We start from the raw sequence: 18,914 nt of genomic DNA, 5'->3' as shown, positions 1-18,914 counted from the left end.
CACAGCCTCACACGGTGTCACGGTCAAGCATCGTGGCGCTTGACCTTACCCTCAGGGGCAAGGTTTAGCGTTCATCGAGGTGAGAGACATGCGGATCGGTGAGCTGGCCCGCCGGGCGGGCGTGACGACCAAAGCGGCGCGCTACTACGAGTCGCTGGGGCTGCTGACGCCGGGGCGGCTGGCCAACGGCTACCGGGACTACGACGAGCACGACGTACGGCTCGCCCGCGAGATCCGGGCGCTCAGCGGGCTCGGGATTCCCGTGGAGCGCACCCGGCCGTTCCTGGACTGCCTGGCGGTCGGCCACCGGCACGCCGACGACTGCCCGGCGTCGCTGGCCGGGTACCGGCAGGCGATCGACGAGCTGTCGCAGCGCATCGCGGGGCTCACGGCCCGCCGTACGGCGCTGATCGCGCAGCTCCAGGAGGCCGCCCACCGCAACAGCCGTGTCTCCCCGGTCCCACCGGCCGACGAAGGAGCGCACCCGATGAGCGACGTCCCGATGAACGACTACCTCAGCCTGCCCGCCGACCTGCCCGTCCCCGAGGACGACGGCGCGACCGCCCATCTGCCCGGCACGAAGCTGCCGCCCCTGGAACTGCGCACCACCGGCGATACGACGGTCCGCCTCGACGCCCTCGGCCCGGGCCGCACCGTGCTCTACGTCTACCCCCTCACCGGCCGCCCGGGCACCGACCTGCCCGAGGGGTGGGACACGATCCCCGGCGCCCGCGGCTGTACCCCCGAAGCCTGCGGCTTCCGCGACCACTACCAGGAGCTGCTGGACGCGGGCGCGGTCCGGGTGTTCGGCCTGTCCAGCCAGGACACCGACTATCAGCGCGAGGTCGTCGAACGGCTCCACCTGCCCTTCGACATGCTCTCCGACCCGACACGGAGCCTGGCCCGGGCGCTGGACCTGCCGACGTTCGAGGTCAGCGGGCTGACGCTCTACAAGCGGCTGACGCTGCTCCTCCGCGACGGCGTGATCGAGCACGTCTTCTATCCCGTCTTCCCGCCGAACGAGCACGCCGCCCAGGTGCTGACCTGGCTGCGCGATGCCCCTCACTGACCCCTCACCCGTGCCGCCCGGTCCGTCGACACCGACCCGGGCCCGGGCGGAGTCCGAGCGGCTCCAGCGGACGCCACGCCCGCGCCCAGGTCGCCGCGGTGCTCGACCAGCTGGGGCTGGGCGCTAACCCCAACCGCTCGCCCCCGGGCGCGGGATCAGCGGCCGGTCGCCAGCCGCCCTTCGATCTGCGTCCGCAGCCTCACCGCCCGCACGTCCCGGTAGCCGTCCAGGAGGCGCAGGGCGTCGCCCCAGTGCCGACGGGCGGTCGCCACACCACCATCGTCTGCCGCGGCGGTCAGTGTGGCGGCGGCGAGGCCGTCCAGCGCGATGGCCTGCTGCCATGCGTCGCCGAGTTCCCGTTGCACGGCGGCGGCGCGGCGGTGGAAGCCGGATGCCTCGTCGTTGCGGTCGAGGCGGCGGTACGTCTCGCCGGTGCCCTGCCAGGCGAGGGCTTCGCGGCCGCGATCGCCGAGGCGGCGGTGCAGGACGGCGGATCGCTGGTACGAGGTCAGCGCCGCGGTGAACCTGCCGACGGCTTGCTGCGCGTCGCCCACGTACAGCAGCCAGAAGCCCTCCGCCACTTGGTCGCGCAGCTCCAGCGCGATGTCCAGGGCCTCGTGGGCCACCTGTAGGGCCTCGGCGGTTTCACCGCGTTCCCGCAGCACCGCGCTCCGAAGGCGCAGGGCATTGCCCACGCTGCGCTTGTTCCCCGTCCTGTGGTGGACGGCCAGGGCCTGATCGAGTTGGTCCGCCGCGTCCGTGAGGCGTCCCGCCTCAAGGTGCACCATCGCCAGATTGGCGCGGGTGACGGCTTCCCAGTGCTCCGCACCGAACCCCTGAAAGAGGTCGATGGCGCGCACGAAATGATCCTCGGCGTCGCCCAGTTGCCTCGTACGCACCGCGATCAGCCCCAGAGCGTTCAGTGCGGCGGCCTCACCTCGCGCATCGCCCAGCTCACGCCGGATCGTCAGCGCCTCCTGGTGCGCGTCCCGGCTTTCCGTGAGGCGGTTGAGCTGACGGTGGGTGAAGCCCCGGCTCTGGAGGAGCCCGGCTTCCCCGGCGCGGTCCCCGAGGCGCCGTACGGCGTCGCGACNGGAGGAGCCCGGCTTCCCCGGCGCGGTCCCCGAGGCGCCGTACGGCGTCGCGACCGATCTCCCCTGCCACCAGCCATTCCGCGACGGGGGCGGAGGGTGCCCGAGCGCTCCAGAGCACTGCGGCCAGCCGCCAGGCGTACAGATCGAGCCCGGCTTTCTCTGCGGCGCGCACTGCGGCGATGAGGTTCTTCCGCTCCCGTTCGACCCAGTCGACGGCCTGGTCGTAGTCGGAAAACGACAGCGGGGCGACCTGCTCGTCCGCCGGATCGAGCGCGAGGCGGTCACGGGCGGGCGCCATCAAGCCCTGTACGGCGTCGGCCGTGTGCAGATACCAGTCGAGGACGCGCCGCAGTACGGCGGCGCGGCTGTCGGGCGTCTCCTCCAGCCGGGCCTGATCCGTCGCGTAGGCCCGGAGCAGATCGTGGAAGGCGAAGCGGTCCGGGGCCGTCTGTTCCAGCAGATGCGCGCCGACGAGCACGTCCAGCAACTGCCGGGCCGCGCGCCCGCTGATCCCGGCGAGGGCGGCGGCGGCCGCGATACCGAACTCGGGCCCCGGGTGCAGCCCGAGCAGCCGGAAGAGGCGCGCCGCGTCCGGGGACAGCGCCCGGTAGGACCAGGCGAAGACGGAACGCACCGCGTCGGCGTCCTGCTCGTCCCCCGTGCTCAGCGCATCCCACAACCCCGACTCGTCCCGTAGATCGGCGATCAGCTCGTCCAGCCGCATATGGGGGTGGCACGCCGCGCGCTCCGCCGCGATACGCAGCGCCAGGGGCAGGCGGGCGCAGAGCCGGGCGAGTTCGACCAGCTTCTCCGCATCGTCCTCGGGCCGATAGCCGGAGGTCACGGTCCGTAAGAGAGCCACGGCTTCCGGTTCGGGGAGGGTGCCGAGGGTGATGCGCTGTGCCCCGTCCCGTACGGCGAGCCCGGACAGCCGCCCGCGGCTGGTGACGACGACGAAGCAACCGGAGTGGCCGGGCAGCAGCGGCCGCACCTGGGCGGCGGTCGCGGCGTTGTCCAGGACGACGAGGACCCGGCGGTCGGCCAGCAGAGACCGGAACAGGGCGGCCGCGGACTCGGTGTGCGCCGGAACCGCGTTCGCGGGAACGCCGAGCCCGGTGAGGAACCGGTGCAGCGCCTCCTGCGCGGTGACCGGCTCGCCGGGGTCGTAGCCCCGCAGATTGACGTAGAGCTGGCCGTCGGGGAAGTGGACCTTCACCTGGTGCGTTCAGCGCAAGGCGAGCGAGGTCTTCCCCGCGCCCGCCGTACCCGCGATGACGCACACCGCGACGATGACGGGGTCGCCGCCGTCCCGCTCGGACAGGATCGCGTCCAGGCGGTGCAACTCGTTGGCGCGGTTGACGAAGCCCCTGACGTCGGCGGGCAGTTGTCGCGGTACGACCCGCGCGGGGCCGTCCGGCTGCGGGTTGTTGTGGAAGTGGACTCCCCCGCTGATGGCTCCCGCCTGTATGACATCGCGAGCGGCGCCCGACAGATCGTTGGCCGTGTCTCCCGGGCGTCCCTCGTCTGCGTCGTCCTTACTGATCGCCCTACTCCGCATTCATCCGCGGGGGAGGAAGGGGGGCCACGTGGCGCTCGAAGTAGGGCAGCAGATCCTCCCCCTCCTCGTAGAGCTGCCCGATGAAGCCCTCCCAGCTCTTGATCAGCTCAGGGTCGCGGAAGCGAATGGCCCCGTCCAGGGCGCCCGCCTCGTTGTAGAGGACCTGGTAGAGGACCCGTCCGCCGACCACGACCACCTCCGGCAGCGGCCGTCCGCCTCCAGCGCGCTCCACTCTCCGGGGCCGATGACACGGATCTTCTTTCCCGCCTCGGCCTGCACCCGCAGCGAGTGCAACTCCCACTGGAGGTAGGCCGTCAGCGGCTCTTCCACGACCCGGACGCGGTGAAAGACGGTATTGCGTTCCTGGTCCTTGCGAACCCCTTCGGCAAGGCTCTCCCGCTTCTCCTCGAGGAGTCGCAGTGATTCCTCCCAACGGCCCAAGCAGAAGGCGTCCCAGCTGCTGCCCTTGTCCTGGAAGTCCTGCTGCCGCTCGAACTTCCAGCTGTCCACATCGCGGATCGCGCCGCGGTGCACCCGGAAGTCGGCCCGGTACTCCGCGATGGCCAGCCGGTCCCCCTGGGAAGGGGCCAGTTCAAGGGCGCTCCGGTCAAGCATCGGCGATGTCCGGCTTCGCCGAGCGGAGCATGGCTCCCGGGATGATCACGAGGCGTTCATCCGCTGCGAGGGTTACGCCTGCGGGCAGCCGAGTGGCATAAGCATCCGTACGATCCCGCCCCACGATCGCGATATCGCCGTTGTCGAGCTCCCAGATGTCCGGGCAGTCGTCCTCATCGCTCGTCACGCCGAGTTCTTTGGCCGACCTCCCCAACCGCCGCGCGAACGCCGCAGATAAATCAGCATCCCAGGGACGAGCCATAGCGCCTCCCACCTCACACACCTCAATTGCTTACAAAGAGTATGGGCACCGACTACGCACGGCAACGTCGGCGGTGGGCGACAGACCGCCCTCGAACGCCGTACGGCTCACGCGGGAGATCCGGGCGCCAGGTGCTGACCTGGCTGCGCGACACCTCTCGCTAATCAGCTGTCCCAGGTTCCACTACCCAGCGTGAGGGATAGCCGGTGATGGCCTCGATCTGGTCGTAGTCCCCGCCGTAGTGGAGGACGGTCGCCCCATGCCGCTGGGCCGTGGCGGCGATGAGAAGGTCGGCCATCGAGAGGGCCCGATGATTCCCCTTGGCGATGGCCTGGCGCTGGATGTCGAGTGCGGCATCCCAGACCTCGTCGGGACATGGCAGGTAGTCGAAGCCGGTCAGCCAGCGCCGCAGCTGGTCGACTTCGTTCGCGTTGCGGGCGGAGTAAAGGATCTCGACCTCTACGGCTCCGGTCACGCAGAGCAGCCCCCGCTCGTGCAAGGGATTCAAGGCCTCCCGGACGGCCGGTCTGGTACGTCGAGCGAGGGCGGACTTGTCGATGAGGTAGCGAGGGCTCACGCAGCCGCCTGGTCATGCGGCCCGGATGACGCCTCGTCGCGAGCGTCATAGGTCAGGTCGATCTCTCCGCTGTCGATCGCGTCAAAGAACTCCTGCCTCCGCAGCCGCTTCACCACCTCAAAGAGGGCAGCGTTCACTGTCCCCACCTTGGTGCTGGTGCCGAGAGCCTTCTGCGCCTCGGCCAACAGGTCATCGTCCAGATCAATCACCGTGCGGGCCATGTCGGCCTCCTCCAGTTCCCGGGGCGCCTGCACCCCGATGATATCGAATCGAGCACCCATGAGATATCACTGCGGGCCGGGGTCGCCGCGGTGCTCGACCAGCTGGAGCTGAGCGCGTAGCGCGGGCAGCGCGGTCCCTGCCCAGGACGCGCCTCGGCCTTCAGCCCCCGGTAGGGGTACAGCGACAGGTCGGGCCGTTGTTCGAGGAAGAGCCGCACGAGCCACATGACGATCTCCCCGCGGTTTCCGTCCTGGGCAGGCTTCATCTCCAGCTTCCCGTTGATGCACTCCAGCCAGACCGTCTCCGGCGCCGTACGGGCCAGCTCTTCGAACTCATCGACCAGCATCTGGGGGCGGCGCGTGGGCACGGTTTCCGGCATGGGATCAGCCTTCGTGCGTACGGACATCGGACCGGATCGCCGCCGCACGGCGGTGGACCTCGGTCGGCGACAAGCCGCCCGGCGGCAGCGGCTCCGCCTCACCCCGGCAGGGGCGGCAGAGGCCGCCGGGGAGTGCCGTGGGCGGGCCGGGGCGGCCGCAGTCGGTGCACTCCAGGAGTCGGCTGATGGTGATCTCCGCACGCGGCTCCGGTACGGGCTCCGGAGGCAGCTTGGCCTCCAGCCGGGTACGGGCCAGCGCGGCCGGGCTGTGCACCGGCACAGGCAGGCCGGACGTCAGCGCCTGGACGAGGCGGGCGGGGTCGGCGTCGCGCGCCAGCCAGGCCGCGGCGCGGGATTCGAGACGGGCACAGTCGGCGGCCGAGAGGGTCATCCGGGGGTCCGCGCGCCCCAGGGACGCCAGGACGTCGTACGCGGGGGTTCTGGTGGGAGCGGCAGCCGGGGGTACGGCGGCGGGACGGGGCTCCGGCGCGTCGTCGCCGCGCACGAACGCCTCCCACCACTCCTCCGCGCGCGCCGTCCGCGAGAAGAACGTACGGGTCACCCAGCGCGCCCCGTCCTCCGTGATGTGGTGCTCGCGGACGCGCCGCAGATGACCGGCCTCCGACAGCCGCCGCAGGGCCGTCGCACAGGCCATCTGGCCGTAGTCGGGGAGGCACTTGGCGAGCGTCTTGGCGTCAATCGCGGCGCCGTCCGGCAATCGGTCGATGTACGCGGCGATGGCCGCCTCACGCCTGGGCAGATGTGCGAAGTCGTCCGCGCGACGCGGGGATTGGCGGGGTGCGCTGCGCTTGCCGTAGCCGGGGTTGGCCAGGGGGTGTGCGGAGGCGTGCGGGGCAGCGCTAAAGTCGGCTGAAGCCATGAGATCGAGTCCTTTTCGATCTTGTAGGTCAGGCCCCGGTTTGGTGTTGGCGCACCGCCGGGGCCGTTTGCTTGCTGCCGCGAACGCTAGACCGATACCACCGTGCGTGGCAAGCCGGTCACATTATGTGCATGGGGGAGGGTGGGTGGGTTTGCATAACCCACCCGTTCCTTGGATAAAGCGCTCAGGTCTCGGCGCCCGAAGCTCAGCGCGCGATGGCCCGACACCAGTCGTCGACGGTCGTGACGTCCGCCTGGCGCGGGAAGAGTTTCTCCAGCAGGAATCGATGCACGTCCGGGTCGGGGTCCAGGCAGCCGTCCGCCAGGACGGTGAGGCCGAAGTCCAGGTCGGCGGCCTGGTACAGCGTGGTGAGCACGACGGCACCGGTGGCGATGCCGGTGAGCACGAGACTGTCGATGTCCCGCGCCCTGAGCACCAGGTCGAGGTCGCTGCCCGAGAAGGCGCTGGCGCGCCTCTTGGTGACCACGGTGTCGCCCGGCCGGGGCGCGACGTCGGGGTGGATCTCCGTGCCCGGGTCTCCCTCGGTGAACAGGCCGTCCCGTACGAGGGCGTTCAGCACCTTGTTGCGGGTGCCCACTTCCGGGGCGCCGGGGCGCAGGGCGATGACGACGTAGATCACGGGAATGCCGGCCGCCCGGGCCGCGTCGGCGGCGCGGGCCAGCCGCGCGAGGTACGCGGCGTCGGCCTCGGCGATGTCGACGATGGACCGTTGGACGTCCATCACCAGAAGGGCACTGTTCGCCATGCTGTCCTTCCTTGACGTCAGGGTTCTACCATCCCTGATCATGCCCATGCGCAGAGAAGACGGCTACGAAATAGCCACCGACCCCAGCCGCATCGACCTGGCCCTGGTCCACCACTGGCTGTCGACCGACGCGTTCTGGGCACTCGGCCGCAGTCGCGAGACGGTCGAGCAAGCAGCGCGCGCTTCGGTCAACTTCGGCGTCTACGACTCCGCCGGAGCCCAGGTCGCCTACGCACGCGTCGTCACGGACCAGGCGACGTTCGCCTGGCTCTGCGACGTGTACGTATCGCCCCCGCACCGCGGTAGGGGGTTGGGCACGTGGCTGGCCGCCGCGGTCCGTGACCACCTCGCGCCCTACAACCTCAAGCGGGTGCTGCTGTCCACGCTCGACGCCCACGACGTCTACGCCAAGGCCGGTTTCGTCCCCTTCCCCACCCCCGAGAACCTGATGATCCTCGACTCGGGCACATCGACCACGTAGCGCCCACAGGAAGGGTGGACGGGTTGTGCCCGCGCACCCTTCCTTAGATAAATGCACACAGGTCTCGGCGCGCGACACTCCGTGCCGCCTACGATGGCCCCGTGACCGCAACTGGTCAGCTGATTGCCGCAGATTGACGATCGGGGCGCTGGAAGATGTCAGGAACGGACTGGATGTCATCGAGGTCGGAGTTCGCCCAGCCGCCGGTCGATCTCCGTACCGACGTGCCGCACTCCGCTCGCGTCTACGACTACCTCATGGGCGGCAAGACCAACTACGCGCCCGACCGCGCCGCCGGCGACGCCTCGGCGCGGGCCTGGCCCAGCCTGCCGACGTCCATGAAGCAGGCGCGCCACTTCATGCACCGTTCGGTGCGCCACCTGGTGCGGGAGCACGGCATGCGCCAGTTCCTCGACATCGGCACCGGCATCCCGACCCCGCCGAACCTCCATGAGGTCGCGCAGGAAATCGCCCCCGACGCGCGGGTCGTGTACGTCGACAACGACCCCATCGTCCTCACCCACGCCCGCCACCTGATGACGAGCACGGCGGAGGGACGGACCGAGTACATCGACGCGGACATCCGCGACCTCGACTCCATCCTCGGAGCCGACGAACTGGGCAACACGCTGGACCTGAAGCAGCCGGTCACGCTGTCCCTGATCTCGATCGTCCACTTCGTCATGGACGAGGACGATCCGCAGGGCCTGGTACGGCGGTTGATGGCGGAACTCGCCCCGGGCAGCGCGCTGGCCATCACCGTCTTCACCGGCGACACCGCCCCCGAGGAGGTCGCCGGGGTCGGCCGCGAGTACAACGAGCGCGGCATCCCCCTCCAGATCAGGAGCAAGGCCGAGGCCGAGCGGTTCTTCGACGGCCTGGAACTGCTCGACCCCGGCGTGACCCTGCTCCACCACTGGCGCCCGGACCACACCACGGAGGGGGTCCGGGACGAGGAAGTCGCGATGTACGGAGGCGTCGCGCTCAAGCGGGGCTGACGGCGGTGGCAGCGAAGGCTATGAACTCCGCCCAGGCGTCCGGGGCGAGGGCCAGTTGGGGTCCGGCGTTCAGCTTTGAGTCCCGGACGTGGATGGTGTGGGGGCAGGTGGCGACCTCTATGCAGTTGCCGCCCTGGGTGTCGCTGTAGCTGGACTTGGCCCACGGTGCGGCCACCTCTACGCAGGCGCCGCCTTCGCTATTGCTGTAGCTGGACTTACGCCACGACAGGGCGACTTCGACGCAGTTGCCGCCCTCGCTATTGCTGTAGCTGGACTTGAACCATGCAAGCTCGTTGCTCATAGCTCCTCCGCCAACTTTCTGATGAAGTCTGCCGACGCCTCGGGGCTGAGGGCCTGCCGGAGGATCATGGCATGGCGCTGGTTGATGATGCTGACCTTCGGCGGGTCGGCATACAGCACACCCGTGGTCTGCCCCTCCTCGTACACAAGGTGCTCGTGGTCGGGCGTCTCCAGCAACACGAAGGGGCCCAGAAGCCCCGGGTGCGTTCCCCCGAAGGGCACGACCTGGATCGTCACGTTGCGCCGCTTGCCCACCTCCAGCAAGTGATGCAACTGCCGTACGTGCATGTCCTTGTCGCCGATCGGGAAACGCAGAGCGGCCTCGCCGATCAGGAAGTTGAACGCCCTGGTCTGCTTGTCCAGCAGAGCTTGACGCTCCATCCGGGCCGCGACCCGCGCATCGATGGTTTCGTCATCCAGCGGCGGACAGTGGTCGCCGATCAGGGCCTCGGCGTACTCCTTCGTCTGAAGCAGTCCCGGGATGACCAGTGCCTCGAATCCGTTGAGGACGATCGCCTCGGCCTCGTACCGGATGAAATCCTGCGAGTACGACGCGAACTTATCCGGCTTCAGGTACTCCTGACCCGCCAGCAACAACCCCCGCGCCCCGAACATCTGGTCCGCGACCTGAAGCAGCCGCAGGGCAGGCTTACGCCGCCCCTGCTCCATGGACTTGATGGTCTCGTACTCGTAGTTGGCCTCTTTGCCCAGCTGCTCGCGGCTGACCCCGGCCTGCATACGCCACAGTTTGATCTGGTTGCCGCAATACCGCCAGGACATCGGCGACTGCGAACCACCCTCCGTAACCGTCATCGCGCCCTCTCTCCCATGAGGCACCTGCGGTACGCATACGCAGCGTACCGACGTCGTTACTGCGGCACAGTACGCCTGACCAGCAGCATTCCGGTCATGAATGCACCAACTCCCCCACTTCCGATGGACATCGAATGGCGGCTCCCCCGCCACCCCCGCAGCGTGGGCCGGGCGCGGACGCTGCTGCGTGAGCAGGTTCGTACGTGGCAGATCCCGGAGGCCCAAGCGGAGGTCGCCGTGCTGCTGCTCAGCGAGCTGGTGACGAACGCCTGCCGCCACGCGCGCGTTTCCCCAGGTCGGGAGGTCCGCGCACGCTGCGTGGTGCGTGACGAGAAACTGTGCGTCGAGGTGTCGGACGCGAGCGAGGTGATGCCGAAGCCCCGGCAGGTGACGGCGGAGGACGAGTCGGGGCGGGGGCTGGCGCTGATCGCGGCGCTCGCGGACGCGTGGGACGCGCATCCGCGGGCGTGCGGGATCGGCAAGACGGTGTGGTTCGAGCTGAAGCTGATCGCGGCTGCGTAGCGACTACGTAAGCGCCGCGAGGCCGTTCGCGAGCAGGTCGAAGGCGTGCTCGGCGTCGCGTACGGCGCCCGGGTAGCGCTCGTCGGCGGCCTCGCCCGCCGCCAGGCGCTGGAAGTTGTCCGCCGACAGCGCCCACTGCACGGCGATGACCTGGACGGCGGCCAGGCGGGCGGTGAGGTCCGGCGCGTCCGTGGTCTCGCGCAGGGCCTCGGCGAGGGCGCGTTCGCCGCCCGCCTTGAAGCGCTGCATGCGGTCGACCAGGGCCGGGGTGCCGTAGATCAGCTCGGTGAGGGTGATCACCGCGGGGTGGTCGTTGATGCCGGTGATCGGGTCGCGGCGGCGCAGGCCGTCGAGGAAGTGGTCGCGCAGGGCGGCGAGCGGGGTGGTGTGCGCCGGGCGGGCGCGTACGACCCGGGCCGCTTCCTGCTCGTGGTCGGCCATGCGGTGCACCACGAGGTCTTCCTTGGTGGGGAAGTACGCGAAGAGCGTGCGCTTGGAGACCTCGGCGGCCTCGGCGATCTCGGCGACGGAGACCTGGGTGAAGCCGCGTTCGAGGAAGAGGGCGATGGCGGCATCGGAGATCGCCGTACGCGTCCGCTGCTTCTTGCGTTCGCGCAGTCCTGGCTTGTCGGGCGTCGTCACGGCATCACGCTACCGCAGCGTGCTGCACTCGGGAGATTTCTGCACCTGGTATACATATCTACTGAGTGCAGCTACCGAGGGGACGTGGGACATGAGCGAGATCGAGACGGACGTCGTGATCGTGGGCGCCGGGCCGACCGGGCTGACGCTGGCGTACGAACTGGCGCTGGCCGGGGTGGAGACCCTGGTGCTGGAGAAGCTGCCCGGCCGCAACCAGCAGACGAAGGGCGGCGCGATCCAGGCCCGTACCGCCGAACTCCTGGAGTCGCGCGGGCTGCTGGAGCCGATGCGGCGCCGGGCGATCCCCGGCCCTCCGGTCGGCGCGAACTTCGCGCTGCTGCCGGTGCCGCTGGACTGCGGGCCCTGGGACACCCGGTATCCGTCCCCGGTCATGCTCCCGCAGTGGGAGATCGAAGAGGTGCTGGAGGAGCGGGCCACCGCGCTCGGCGCGCGGATACGGCGCGGCGCCGCCGTGACGTCGGTCGAGCCGGACGACGACGGGGTGACCGTGACCACGGCGGACGGCGGGGCGCGGGTGCGGGCGCGGTACGTGGTGGCGTGCGACGGGGGGCGCAGCGGGGTCCGTAAGGCGCTCGGCGTGCCGTTCCCGGGGCGGCCCGGCACGTATCTCGCCGTCCTCGCGGACATCCGGCTGTCTGCCGTGTCGCCGCTGGTGCCGCGCGAACGGGGGCAGATCAGCACGCTGACGCGCCAGGCGAACGGCTACTGGTCCATGCTCATCCCGATCGGCGACGACCGCTACCGGCTCACCTACGGGGCCTACGGGCGCGAGGACCCCAAGGACCTCACCCGGGACACCCCGGTCGGCGAGGACGAGATCGCCGCCGCGCTGCGGGCCGTGTACGGCGAGGAGACGGTGCTCAGCGGGGTGGACAACGCCTCGCGGTTCTCGGACGCGACCCGGCAGGTCGAGCGGTACCGGGAGGGCCGGGCGCTCTTCGCCGGGGACGCCGCGCACATCCACCCGCCGCTGGGCGCCCAGGGGTTGAACCTCGGCGTCCAGGACGCGTTCAACCTGGGCTGGAAGCTCGCCGCGACCGTCCAGGGCCGGGCCCCGGCCGGGCTGCTGGACACCTACCACGCCGAACGGCACCCGGTCGCGGCCCGGGTGCTGCACCACACCTCGGCGCAGCGGGTGCTGGCGGACCCCCGCCCCAGCGAGGACGTGGCCGCCCTGCGGGACATCTTCACCGAGCTGATGCGGCTGCCGGACACCAACCGGTATCTGTCCGGCCTGATCTCCGGCCTGGCCCTGCACTACGACGTACCCGGCGCGCACCCCCTCACCGGGCGGCGGGTCCCGGACGCCGAACTGACCACCCCGGACGGCCCGACCCGGCTGTCGGCCCTCTTCGGGTCGGGGCACGCCGTGCTGCTGGACGTGGCCGGGCTCGTCCCGGGCGACGTACGGCTACCGGGCCGCGTCGACCTCGTACGCGCCAAGCTCCCCGCCGACCAGGCCGACGTGGGCGCGGGCACGCTGCTCATCCGTCCCGACGGCTACGTCTGCTGGGCGGCGGACGACGCCGAGGCGTGCCGCGGGGAGTTGCCGCGCGCGATCGCCGCGCATCTGGTCGACGGGGCCGCCTAGGCGTCGGACGGGCGGCCCGTCGCGGAGGCGAAGCCCAGCCAGGTGTGGCGGTTGTTCGCCCAGCACCAGCCCACCTTGGGGGCGTCGCGGCGCTCGCGGCCGTCCCGCCCGGTGCCGTTGCTGATCCAGATCGCCGGGGTGCGGGAGTCCAGGGCGCCGTTGGCCTTGCGCAGGCGGGAGCCGATGGTCATGAAGCAGTGGTTGCGCTCCAGGACGGCGGGCTGCTGCATCACCCAGTGGATGCCCTCGGTGAGCAGCAACGGGGTGCGGGCCTTGGCGGTGAGGGCCGGAAGCGCCTCGTTCGGGCTCCAGTTGGCCATCTGGTCGCCGCGGTCGAGGCCGGTGAGCAGGTAGAGCGGGGCATCGGGCAACGCGACCGTGTCGAGCGGGGCGAAGAGGTCGACGTCGGGCATGTCGGTGACGACGAAGCCCGGCTTGTCGCCGCGGTGGATCAGCGGCGCGAGGGCGGAGGCGGGGGCCCGGTCCGGGTGAACGGCGAGCAGGGCACCCTCGCCGCCTGCGACGGCCTGAGCGGCCGCGAAGGTACGGATCTCGGCGGCGGGCAACCCGGCGATCTCGTGCACCCCCAGCTCGATCAGCCGCTCGGCCTGTGCGCCCAGGGCCGGGGGTACCGGAGGCGCGGGGACAGTGGTGGAGGTGGCGGGCGTGGTTGCGGGCACGATGCTCCCAGGGCAGCGACGTGAGCGGACCCTGGGGCAACGCGGCCGCCCCACCGGAACGTTCCCCGCCGCTTGCCTCCGCCCCGTCCGCCCCGTCCCGGGTGTTGATGGCTGCGCGGGTAGCCCTCCGGGGTGCGGGTGACCGAGGCCCACCAGCCGCTGGGGGCAAGCCTCACCCGTCGGGCACGCGGGTCAGGATCAGGCGGAGGCGGGGGTGCGGGACAGGGCGGTGCGCAGCGCGAAGACGCCGAGCAGGCTGCCTGCCGCGAACCGCTGGGCGGCCATGACGCGGGGCCGGGTGGCCAGAAATCCCGAGACCCGTGCTGCGCCCAGCATGATCAGCGCGTTCACGGTGACCGCCACGACGATCTGCACGCCACCCAGCTGGAGCAACTGCGCCCAGGCCGGGCCTCCCTGAGGGTCCAGGAACTGGGGCAGCAGCGCGGCGTACATCAGAGCGATCTTCGGGTTGAGCAGGTTGGTGAGCAGCCCCATCGAGAACAGGCGGGCGTCGGAGACCGGGGGCAGGTCCTGGTCCGGGGCGAAGGGCGAGCGACCGCCGGGCTTGAGCATGCCCCAGGCGAGGTAGGCCAGGTAGGCGGCCCCGGCGAGCTTGACCACCGTGAACGCCACCGGCACTGCGGCGAACAACGCGGACAGGCCCGCAGCCGCGGCCAGCAGGTAGAACAGGAACCCGACGGCGGTCCCGCTGAGGCTGACCAGGCCCGCCCTTCGGCCTTGGGTGATCGCGCGGGAGACGAGGTGGACCATGTTCGGTCCCGGGATCAGGACCATGCCCAGTTCGACCAGGGCCACCCCTCCCACCGCGGTCAGAGTGATCACCGGTCGACCTCCTGGCTGTTCAAAGGACGGCTACGACGCATCAGCAGTACCTGACTCGCCTGCTACAGGTTACGACCCTGTCGCTCGGGACCTGCGTGCACCCGTGACGACATTCCCCCACACCTAGGTCGGGCCGGGACCTTCCGCGAAGTGCGGCAGAACCATCTCGACCAGCGCGGCGACGTCGGAATCGACCATCGGCTCACCGGTCATGCCCATCCGGTGGAGCAGGACACCGACCACGACGTCGATGAAGAAGAGCACCCGGTGCTCCGGCTCGCCGAGCGCGTCCTGGAGCGCGAGCCGATACGGGTCCTGCAACCGCGCGGACAGGATCTCGCGCAGGGCCGGGTCGCTGACGGCGTCACTGAACACGCCCGCGAACGCGTCACCCACCCCGGGCTCGCCGATCTTCCCCGCGATCCAGTGGATGACCGAGGACATGATCTCGGCGCGATCGGTGCCCTCCAGCGGCGCCGGGCCGAACGCGTCCAGCAGGCAGTCCACGATCAGCGCGCCCTTCGACGGCCAGCGCCGGTAGACGGTCGACTTCGCGACGCCCGCCGCGGCAGCGATGCGCTCAACGGTGGCGCGCGCGTAGCCGAGTTCGTGAACCGTGCTCAGGGTCGCGGCGAAGACCTTGGCGTTGACGCCGGTGCGCGGGCGACCGGGTGGTCTGGCGGATGCGGTCGAGGGCATACCCGGACGATACCTCTTTCCGCTACCGTAGGTATCGATACTTGAGGTCTCGATACTTGAGGTCTCGAAACTCTCCGGGCCGAAATTCTCCGGGCCGAAACTCTCTGGACAAGGAGAAGACATGAACGAGGTCAGTGCTGCGCAACGGCCGCCGGAGCCGGACTGGTTAACGGTGACGGCGGAGGAACTGGTCGCCTACCGCCACGCGGAGAACCGCTTTCGGGCATCCAGCGTCGCGCGGGCGCTCCTAGGGGATCCGGATCCCGGCGCGGCGATCCGGTGGCAGGAGGTGGCGCTGCCCGGCCGTGACCTTCCGGTTCGGGTGTACCGGCCGTCGCCCGGGCGCGACGGTGAGGGCGCCGACCGGCCCGGCCTGCCCCTCGTACTCCACGTGCACGGCGGAGGGTTCGTGGGCACGGCGGTGCAGTGCGACTGGGTCACCAGCCACCTCGCCGCCCACCTGCCCGCGGTCGTCGTCTCGGTCGAGCACCGCCTCCTCGCCCCGGACAGCCCGCTGTCGGCGGCCGTCGACGACGGCTGGGACGTGCTCCGGCACGTGGTGCGGCACGCCGCGCAGTGGGGCATCGACCCGGCCAGGACCGCCGTCTTCGGCGAGAGCTGCGGCGCGTTGATCAGCGCCCTGGCAGCCATCCGGGCCGAAGAGACCGGACTGCGCCTCCGGGCACAGGTGCTCGTCAACCCCGCCGTCGATGTGACCGGGACGATGCTCGACCACGCCTCGTTCACCGAGCACGCCCACACTCCGACGCTCGCCGTGCCACAACTGCGCCTCTTCCAGCGGCTCGCCGTCCCGCCGGGAACCGACGCCCGCGCGCTCTCACCGCTGTACGCCGACGACCTCGGCGGGCTCGCCCCGGCGCTCGTGGTGGTACCGACCCATGACCCGCTGGCCGACCATGGCCGCCGCTACGCCGAACGACTGCTCGCGGCCGGGACACCCACGCGGCTGACCGAATACCCCGAAGCGGGACACGCGTTCCTCAGCCTGCCGGGCGTGGTACCGCAGGCCGAGGCCGCGCGGGCGGAGATCCTCGCGTTCCTCCGAACGTCCCTCACCGCGTGACGACCAGCATGGAGGCAACTGCCGTGAAGCGCATCGGAATCATCGGGGTGGGCAAGATCGCCCGGGCTCTCGTGGTGGGCCTGTGCGACGGACCAGGCGAACCGCCGGAGGTATTCCTCTCCCCACGGGGGACCCGTACGGCCGCGGAGCTGTCCGCGCGCTACGACGGCGTACAGGTATGCGCCGACAACCAGCAGGTGGTGGAACGCTCCGAAGTGTTGATCATCGCCGTACGCCGTGCCGACCGGCACGAAGCGCTCGCGGGTCTGCGGGTGGACGGCAACAAGACGGTGGTCAACGTGATGTCCGGCGTCGGCAACGACGAGCTGCGCCGGATACTCGCCACCGACGCCGCGTTGGTACGGGCCATCCCCCTGCCCTCCGTAAGCGAACGCCGCTCCGTCACGGTGACGTTTCCGTCCCACCCGGTGGTGGACGCGCTCTTCGAGCGGTTGGGCGGGGCGCAGCCCGTCGCGGACGAGGCGGCCTTCGACGTCCTCTCCGCGCTGACGGGGGCGCAGACCACCCACTACGCGTACTTGGCCACGCTCACGTCGTGGGCCGTCGGCCACGGCATACCCGCCGATGCCGCGGACCGCTACGTGCGCAGCCTGTTCCAGGGTGTCGGCCGCTCCCTGAACGACGAGCGCTCCCTGGACCAGCTCGCGGCCGAGCACGAAACGCCGAAGGGGAACAACGAACGCATCCGCACCACGTGGTTCGCCCCGGCCAACTCCGAAGCCCTCACCCGGGCCCTCGATGACCTCCTCGCCGATCTGAAGTAGCCCCGGTCTCCCGCCGCCTGGCGTCAGACCAGGCGCGTCAGACCAGGCGGCGGGCGGTGGCCCAGCGGGTGAGTTCGTGGCGGTTGGAGAGCTGGAGCTTGCGCAGGACCGCCGAGACGTGGCTCTCCACCGTCTTCACCGAGATGAACAGCTGCTTGGCGATCTCCTTGTAGGCGTAGCCGCGCGCGATCAGGCGCAGCACCTCGCGTTCGCGCTGGGTGAGTCGGTCCAGGTCCTCGTCCACCGGCGGGGCGTCCGTGGAGGCGAAGGCGTCGAGGACGAAACCGGCGAGGCGCGGGGAGAACACCGCGTCGCCCTCGGAGACGCGGAAGATCGCGTCGACCAGGTCGGTGCCGGTGATCGTCTTGGTGACGTAACCGCGGGCGCCGCCGCGGATCACGCCGATGACGTCCTCGGCGGCGTCCGAGACGGAGAGGGCGAGGAAGCGCACCGGGCGCTCCGTGGCCGCCATCAGCGCGGCGCTGCGGCGCAGCACCTCGACCCCGCCGCCGCCGGGGAGATGGACGTCGAGCAGGACCACCTCGGGGCGCGTGGCGGTGATCACGGTGACGGCCTGGTCGACATCGGCCGCCTCGCCCACCACCTCGACCCCGGTACGGGCCGTCTCGCCGATCTCGGCCTGGACGCCGGTGCGGAACATGCGGTGGTCGTCGACGAGGACGACGCGGCACCGGCGGGCATCCGTGCCGGTGGTTCCGTTCGTCGCGTCCGTACCGCCGCCGCCCGTTGACTCGGTCATGTCGTCGCCGCCCTCTCCATCTCCAGCTCCACTACCGTGCCCCCGTCGGGCGCGGACCTCAGCCTGGCCGTGCCGCCGTTCCGCTGCATTCTGCCGATGATCGACTCGCGGACGCCCATACGGTCGTCCGGCACCGCGTCCAGATCGAAGCCCGGGCCCCGGTCGCGTACGGACAGGAAGACCGTCGCGCCCTCGACTTCGGCGAACACCTGGACCGCCCCGCCGTCGCCACCGTACTTGGCGGCGTTCACCATCGCCTCGCGCGCGGCCTGCATCTGCGCCCCCAGTCTCTCGTCCAGCGGGCAGTCGCCCACCACCACGACCTCGATCGGGACGCCGTGGTGGTCCTCGACCTCCGCCGCCGTCGCCTTGACCGCCTCCGCGAGGGTGTCCGGTTCCTCAGCCTCGTCCTTGCCGGTGCCCTCCGGCTTGTACAGCCAGGCGCGCAGCTCCCGCTCCTGCGCGCGGGCCAGCCGGGCCACTTCGCGCGGGTCCTCCGCGCTGCGCTGGATCAGGGTCAGGGTGTGCAGCACCGAGTCGTGGACGTGCGCCGCGACCTCGGCCCGCTCCTGGGCGCGGATACGCATCAGCCGCTCCTCGGACAGGTCCTGCGTCATCCGGATCACGTACGGGCCCGCCAGCAGCGCGATGCCCACGATCACGGCGAGGGCGGCCTGGAGGACCGCGCCCAGGTGCCGGGCCGAACCCTGGAGGACGAGAATGCCGGTCACCCCCGCGCCCACCAGCACCACCCCCGCCCCCGCCCGGGCCAGCGGCAGCACCCGCTTGCTGCGGCTCAGCTCCACCCACTGGGCGCGGCGGGCGTTGTCCGCCTGCCGCCAGAACAGGGCGACGCCCGCCCCTACGAGGAGCAGCGGCCAGATGTAGGTGTTGGCGCGGCCCAGCTGGAAGCCCTGGATGAAGATGCCCATGCCGATGAAGAGCGCGACCAGGGCGATGATCTGGCCGCGCTCCGGCCTGCGGGCCAGGATCCGGCGCCGGCCGTCGGGGCCCACGGTGGTGAGGGGGCGGGTCGTCGTCTCGCCCACGCCGCCGACGCCGAGGGGGACGATGAACCAGAAGAGCGCGTAGAGGAGGGTGCCGAAGCCCTCCGCCATGATCAACGCGACGAAGGCGATCCGTACCCAGGAGACCGGCAGCCCCAGATGCCCCGCGAGGCCCCTCGCCACGCCGCCGAGGAGGCGGCCCTCGGCGCTGCGGTAGAGCTTGCGCGGGGGTGGCTCTGTGGGGGTGGGGGTGGTCGGGGGTGCGG

The 18,914-nt window shown here is 70.9% G+C and carries 25 protein-coding genes and 1 pseudogene; 8 read left to right on the top strand and 18 right to left on the bottom strand.

The genetic code is table 11. The features are described from left to right. Window positions 1–88: 88 nt before the first annotated feature. Entirely contained in the window at window positions 89–1,069 is a 981-nt protein-coding gene (locus EEJ42_RS29510) for a redoxin family protein (protein ID WP_123104702.1), read from the top strand. A gap of 155 nt (window positions 1,070–1,224) precedes the next feature. Here EEJ42_RS29510 and EEJ42_RS53250 read toward each other — a convergent pair whose 3' ends face one another. Continuing rightward, window positions 1,225–2,448 carry a tetratricopeptide repeat protein gene (locus tag EEJ42_RS53250; protein WP_246097472.1) on the bottom strand — a complete coding sequence of 408 codons (1,224 nt, stop codon included), beginning with the start codon at window positions 2,446–2,448 and terminating at the stop codon, window positions 1,225–1,227. A 37-nt stretch (window positions 2,449–2,485) separates the two neighbouring features. On the opposite strand from EEJ42_RS53250, the gene EEJ42_RS53245 reads away from it, so the two are divergent. Continuing rightward, window positions 2,486–2,860 (top strand): hypothetical protein, encoded by a 375-nt coding sequence (locus EEJ42_RS53245; RefSeq protein WP_246097471.1) that lies wholly within the window; start codon window positions 2,486–2,488, stop codon window positions 2,858–2,860. Window positions 2,861–3,388: 528 nt separating this feature from the next. On the opposite strand, the gene EEJ42_RS53240 is transcribed toward EEJ42_RS53245, so the two are convergent. The 9 genes and pseudogenes from EEJ42_RS53240 to EEJ42_RS29470 form a co-directional block, all read right to left on the bottom strand. Then, entirely contained in the window at window positions 3,389–3,721 is a 333-nt protein-coding gene (locus EEJ42_RS53240) for an ATP-binding protein (protein WP_246097470.1), read from the bottom strand. Beyond that, on the bottom strand, window positions 3,711–3,953 hold the full coding sequence (locus EEJ42_RS53235) for a DUF6879 family protein (RefSeq protein WP_246097469.1): 243 nt from the start codon (window positions 3,951–3,953) through the stop codon (window positions 3,711–3,713). Before EEJ42_RS53235 ends, EEJ42_RS53240 begins: the two co-directional genes overlap by 11 nt. Window positions 3,954–4,003: 50 nt before the next feature. After that, a pseudogene (locus tag EEJ42_RS54305) lies at window positions 4,004–4,336 on the bottom strand (DUF6879 family protein); the annotation flags it as partial. Beyond that, entirely contained in the window at window positions 4,329–4,598 is a 270-nt protein-coding gene (locus tag EEJ42_RS29495) for a hypothetical protein (protein WP_123104700.1), read from the bottom strand. The gene EEJ42_RS29495 and the pseudogene EEJ42_RS54305, both read right to left, overlap by 8 nt. Window positions 4,599–4,758: 160 nt before the next feature. Further along, the gene (locus EEJ42_RS29490) at window positions 4,759–5,175 is read right to left on the bottom strand and encodes a PIN domain nuclease (RefSeq protein WP_123104698.1); all 417 of its coding nucleotides are present in this window, start codon (window positions 5,173–5,175) and stop codon (window positions 4,759–4,761) included. Further along, entirely contained in the window at window positions 5,172–5,396 is a 225-nt protein-coding gene (locus EEJ42_RS29485; protein WP_123104696.1) for a type II toxin-antitoxin system VapB family antitoxin, read from the bottom strand. The genes EEJ42_RS29490 and EEJ42_RS29485 overlap by 4 nt, the downstream gene beginning before the upstream one ends. Further along, window positions 5,381–5,776, bottom strand: coding sequence for a hypothetical protein (locus EEJ42_RS54300; protein ID WP_184503334.1), 396 nt, complete (start codon window positions 5,774–5,776; stop codon window positions 5,381–5,383). Before EEJ42_RS54300 ends, EEJ42_RS29485 begins: the two co-directional genes overlap by 16 nt. Window positions 5,777–5,780: 4 nt before the next feature. Beyond that, window positions 5,781–6,656: a hypothetical protein gene (locus tag EEJ42_RS29475; protein WP_184503333.1), complete on the bottom strand. Its 876-nt coding sequence runs from the start codon at window positions 6,654–6,656 to the stop codon at window positions 5,781–5,783. A 205-nt stretch (window positions 6,657–6,861) separates the two neighbouring features. Then, complete coding sequence (locus EEJ42_RS29470) at window positions 6,862–7,422, bottom strand: cysteine hydrolase family protein (RefSeq protein ID WP_123104694.1); 561 nt, start codon at window positions 7,420–7,422, stop codon at window positions 6,862–6,864. Between the two features lie 40 nt (window positions 7,423–7,462). Here EEJ42_RS29470 and EEJ42_RS29465 point away from each other — a divergent pair, with 40 nt between their 5' ends. Both EEJ42_RS29465 and EEJ42_RS29460 read left to right on the top strand, forming a co-directional pair. Then, window positions 7,463–7,903, top strand: a complete 441-nt coding sequence (locus EEJ42_RS29465) for a GNAT family N-acetyltransferase (RefSeq protein ID WP_123104692.1) — start codon at window positions 7,463–7,465, stop codon at window positions 7,901–7,903. Window positions 7,904–8,058: 155 nt separating this feature from the next. Beyond that, entirely contained in the window at window positions 8,059–8,901 is an 843-nt protein-coding gene (locus EEJ42_RS29460; RefSeq protein ID WP_123104690.1) for an SAM-dependent methyltransferase, read from the top strand. Here the strand turns inward: EEJ42_RS29460 and EEJ42_RS29455 are convergent. Together EEJ42_RS29455 and EEJ42_RS29450 are read right to left on the bottom strand one after the other, a co-directional pair. Further along, on the bottom strand, window positions 8,888–9,202 hold the full coding sequence (locus tag EEJ42_RS29455) for a DUF397 domain-containing protein (protein WP_123104688.1): 315 nt from the start codon (window positions 9,200–9,202) through the stop codon (window positions 8,888–8,890). The genes EEJ42_RS29460 and EEJ42_RS29455 overlap by 14 nt on opposite strands. Continuing rightward, the gene (locus tag EEJ42_RS29450; protein WP_123104686.1) at window positions 9,199–10,014 is read right to left on the bottom strand and encodes a helix-turn-helix domain-containing protein; all 816 of its coding nucleotides are present in this window, start codon (window positions 10,012–10,014) and stop codon (window positions 9,199–9,201) included. The genes EEJ42_RS29455 and EEJ42_RS29450 overlap by 4 nt, the downstream gene beginning before the upstream one ends. Window positions 10,015–10,110: 96 nt before the next feature. Between EEJ42_RS29450 and EEJ42_RS29445 the strand changes: the two genes are divergently transcribed. Next, on the top strand, window positions 10,111–10,536 hold the full coding sequence (locus tag EEJ42_RS29445; protein WP_123104684.1) for an ATP-binding protein: 426 nt from the start codon (window positions 10,111–10,113) through the stop codon (window positions 10,534–10,536). 3 nt (window positions 10,537–10,539) lie between these two features. On the opposite strand, the gene EEJ42_RS29440 is transcribed toward EEJ42_RS29445, so the two are convergent. After that, entirely contained in the window at window positions 10,540–11,178 is a 639-nt protein-coding gene (locus tag EEJ42_RS29440; protein ID WP_123104682.1) for a TetR/AcrR family transcriptional regulator, read from the bottom strand. 91 nt (window positions 11,179–11,269) lie between these two features. Here EEJ42_RS29440 and EEJ42_RS29435 point away from each other — a divergent pair, with 91 nt between their 5' ends. Continuing rightward, complete coding sequence (locus EEJ42_RS29435; RefSeq protein WP_123104680.1) at window positions 11,270–12,790, top strand: FAD-dependent oxidoreductase; 1,521 nt, start codon at window positions 11,270–11,272, stop codon at window positions 12,788–12,790. On the opposite strand, the gene EEJ42_RS29430 is transcribed toward EEJ42_RS29435, so the two are convergent. From EEJ42_RS29430 to EEJ42_RS29420, 3 genes are all read right to left on the bottom strand, one after another. Continuing rightward, window positions 12,787–13,470, bottom strand: coding sequence for a DUF5701 family protein (locus tag EEJ42_RS29430; RefSeq protein WP_184503332.1), 684 nt, complete (start codon window positions 13,468–13,470; stop codon window positions 12,787–12,789). The two genes, EEJ42_RS29435 and EEJ42_RS29430, sit on opposite strands and share 4 nt — an antisense overlap. Window positions 13,471–13,668: 198 nt before the next feature. Next, window positions 13,669–14,313, bottom strand: coding sequence for a LysE family translocator (locus EEJ42_RS29425; RefSeq protein ID WP_123104678.1), 645 nt, complete (start codon window positions 14,311–14,313; stop codon window positions 13,669–13,671). A gap of 123 nt (window positions 14,314–14,436) precedes the next feature. Further along, the gene (locus EEJ42_RS29420; protein ID WP_123104676.1) at window positions 14,437–15,012 is read right to left on the bottom strand and encodes a TetR/AcrR family transcriptional regulator; all 576 of its coding nucleotides are present in this window, start codon (window positions 15,010–15,012) and stop codon (window positions 14,437–14,439) included. Window positions 15,013–15,133: 121 nt separating this feature from the next. Here EEJ42_RS29420 and EEJ42_RS29415 point away from each other — a divergent pair, with 121 nt between their 5' ends. Beyond that, complete coding sequence (locus EEJ42_RS29415) at window positions 15,134–16,096, top strand: alpha/beta hydrolase (protein WP_123104674.1); 963 nt, start codon at window positions 15,134–15,136, stop codon at window positions 16,094–16,096. A 23-nt stretch (window positions 16,097–16,119) separates the two neighbouring features. Beyond that, the gene (locus EEJ42_RS29410; RefSeq protein WP_246097467.1) at window positions 16,120–16,881 is read left to right on the top strand and encodes an NAD(P)-binding domain-containing protein; all 762 of its coding nucleotides are present in this window, start codon (window positions 16,120–16,122) and stop codon (window positions 16,879–16,881) included. 37 nt (window positions 16,882–16,918) lie between these two features. Here the strand turns inward: EEJ42_RS29410 and EEJ42_RS29405 are convergent, their stop codons facing one another. Both EEJ42_RS29405 and EEJ42_RS29400 read right to left on the bottom strand, forming a co-directional pair. Next, window positions 16,919–17,641 carry a LuxR C-terminal-related transcriptional regulator gene (locus EEJ42_RS29405; protein ID WP_123104672.1) on the bottom strand — a complete coding sequence of 241 codons (723 nt, stop codon included), beginning with the start codon at window positions 17,639–17,641 and terminating at the stop codon, window positions 16,919–16,921. Next, the coding region (locus EEJ42_RS29400; RefSeq protein ID WP_148082046.1) for an ATP-binding protein at window positions 17,638–18,914 on the bottom strand (1,277 nt) is incomplete at its 5' end. The genes EEJ42_RS29405 and EEJ42_RS29400, both read right to left, overlap by 4 nt.

Origin of the sequence: Streptomyces botrytidirepellens, assembly GCF_003721215.1 — a bacterium.
GTDB classification, from domain to species: Bacteria; Actinomycetota; Actinomycetes; order Streptomycetales; family Streptomycetaceae; genus Streptomyces; species Streptomyces himastatinicus.
This window is presented reverse-complemented; position numbering and strand designations above follow the sequence as displayed.

Coding starts and splice junctions, on each gene's coding strand:
- EEJ42_RS53240 (WP_246097470.1), bottom strand. CDS start 3,721: ATGCGGAGTAGGGCGATCAGTAAGGACGACGCAGACGAGGGACGCCCG.
- EEJ42_RS29445 (WP_123104684.1), top strand. CDS start 10,111: ATGAATGCACCAACTCCCCCACTTCCGATGGACATCGAATGGCGGCTC.
- EEJ42_RS29405 (WP_123104672.1), bottom strand. CDS start 17,641: ATGACCGAGTCAACGGGCGGCGGCGGTACGGACGCGACGAACGGAACC.
- EEJ42_RS29455 (WP_123104688.1), bottom strand. CDS start 9,202: ATGAGCAACGAGCTTGCATGGTTCAAGTCCAGCTACAGCAATAGCGAG.
- EEJ42_RS29485 (WP_123104696.1), bottom strand. CDS start 5,396: ATGGCCCGCACGGTGATTGATCTGGACGATGACCTGTTGGCCGAGGCG.
- EEJ42_RS29510 (WP_123104702.1), top strand. CDS start 89: ATGCGGATCGGTGAGCTGGCCCGCCGGGCGGGCGTGACGACCAAAGCG.
- EEJ42_RS29450 (WP_123104686.1), bottom strand. CDS start 10,014: ATGACGGTTACGGAGGGTGGTTCGCAGTCGCCGATGTCCTGGCGGTAT.
- EEJ42_RS29420 (WP_123104676.1), bottom strand. CDS start 15,012: ATGCCCTCGACCGCATCCGCCAGACCACCCGGTCGCCCGCGCACCGGC.
- EEJ42_RS29470 (WP_123104694.1), bottom strand. CDS start 7,422: ATGGCGAACAGTGCCCTTCTGGTGATGGACGTCCAACGGTCCATCGTC.
- EEJ42_RS29460 (WP_123104690.1), top strand. CDS start 8,059: ATGTCAGGAACGGACTGGATGTCATCGAGGTCGGAGTTCGCCCAGCCG.
- EEJ42_RS54300 (WP_184503334.1), bottom strand. CDS start 5,776: ATGCCGGAAACCGTGCCCACGCGCCGCCCCCAGATGCTGGTCGATGAG.
- EEJ42_RS29435 (WP_123104680.1), top strand. CDS start 11,270: ATGAGCGAGATCGAGACGGACGTCGTGATCGTGGGCGCCGGGCCGACC.
- EEJ42_RS29465 (WP_123104692.1), top strand. CDS start 7,463: ATGCCCATGCGCAGAGAAGACGGCTACGAAATAGCCACCGACCCCAGC.
- EEJ42_RS29495 (WP_123104700.1), bottom strand. CDS start 4,598: ATGGCTCGTCCCTGGGATGCTGATTTATCTGCGGCGTTCGCGCGGCGG.
- EEJ42_RS29475 (WP_184503333.1), bottom strand. CDS start 6,656: ATGGCTTCAGCCGACTTTAGCGCTGCCCCGCACGCCTCCGCACACCCC.
- EEJ42_RS29415 (WP_123104674.1), top strand. CDS start 15,134: ATGAACGAGGTCAGTGCTGCGCAACGGCCGCCGGAGCCGGACTGGTTA.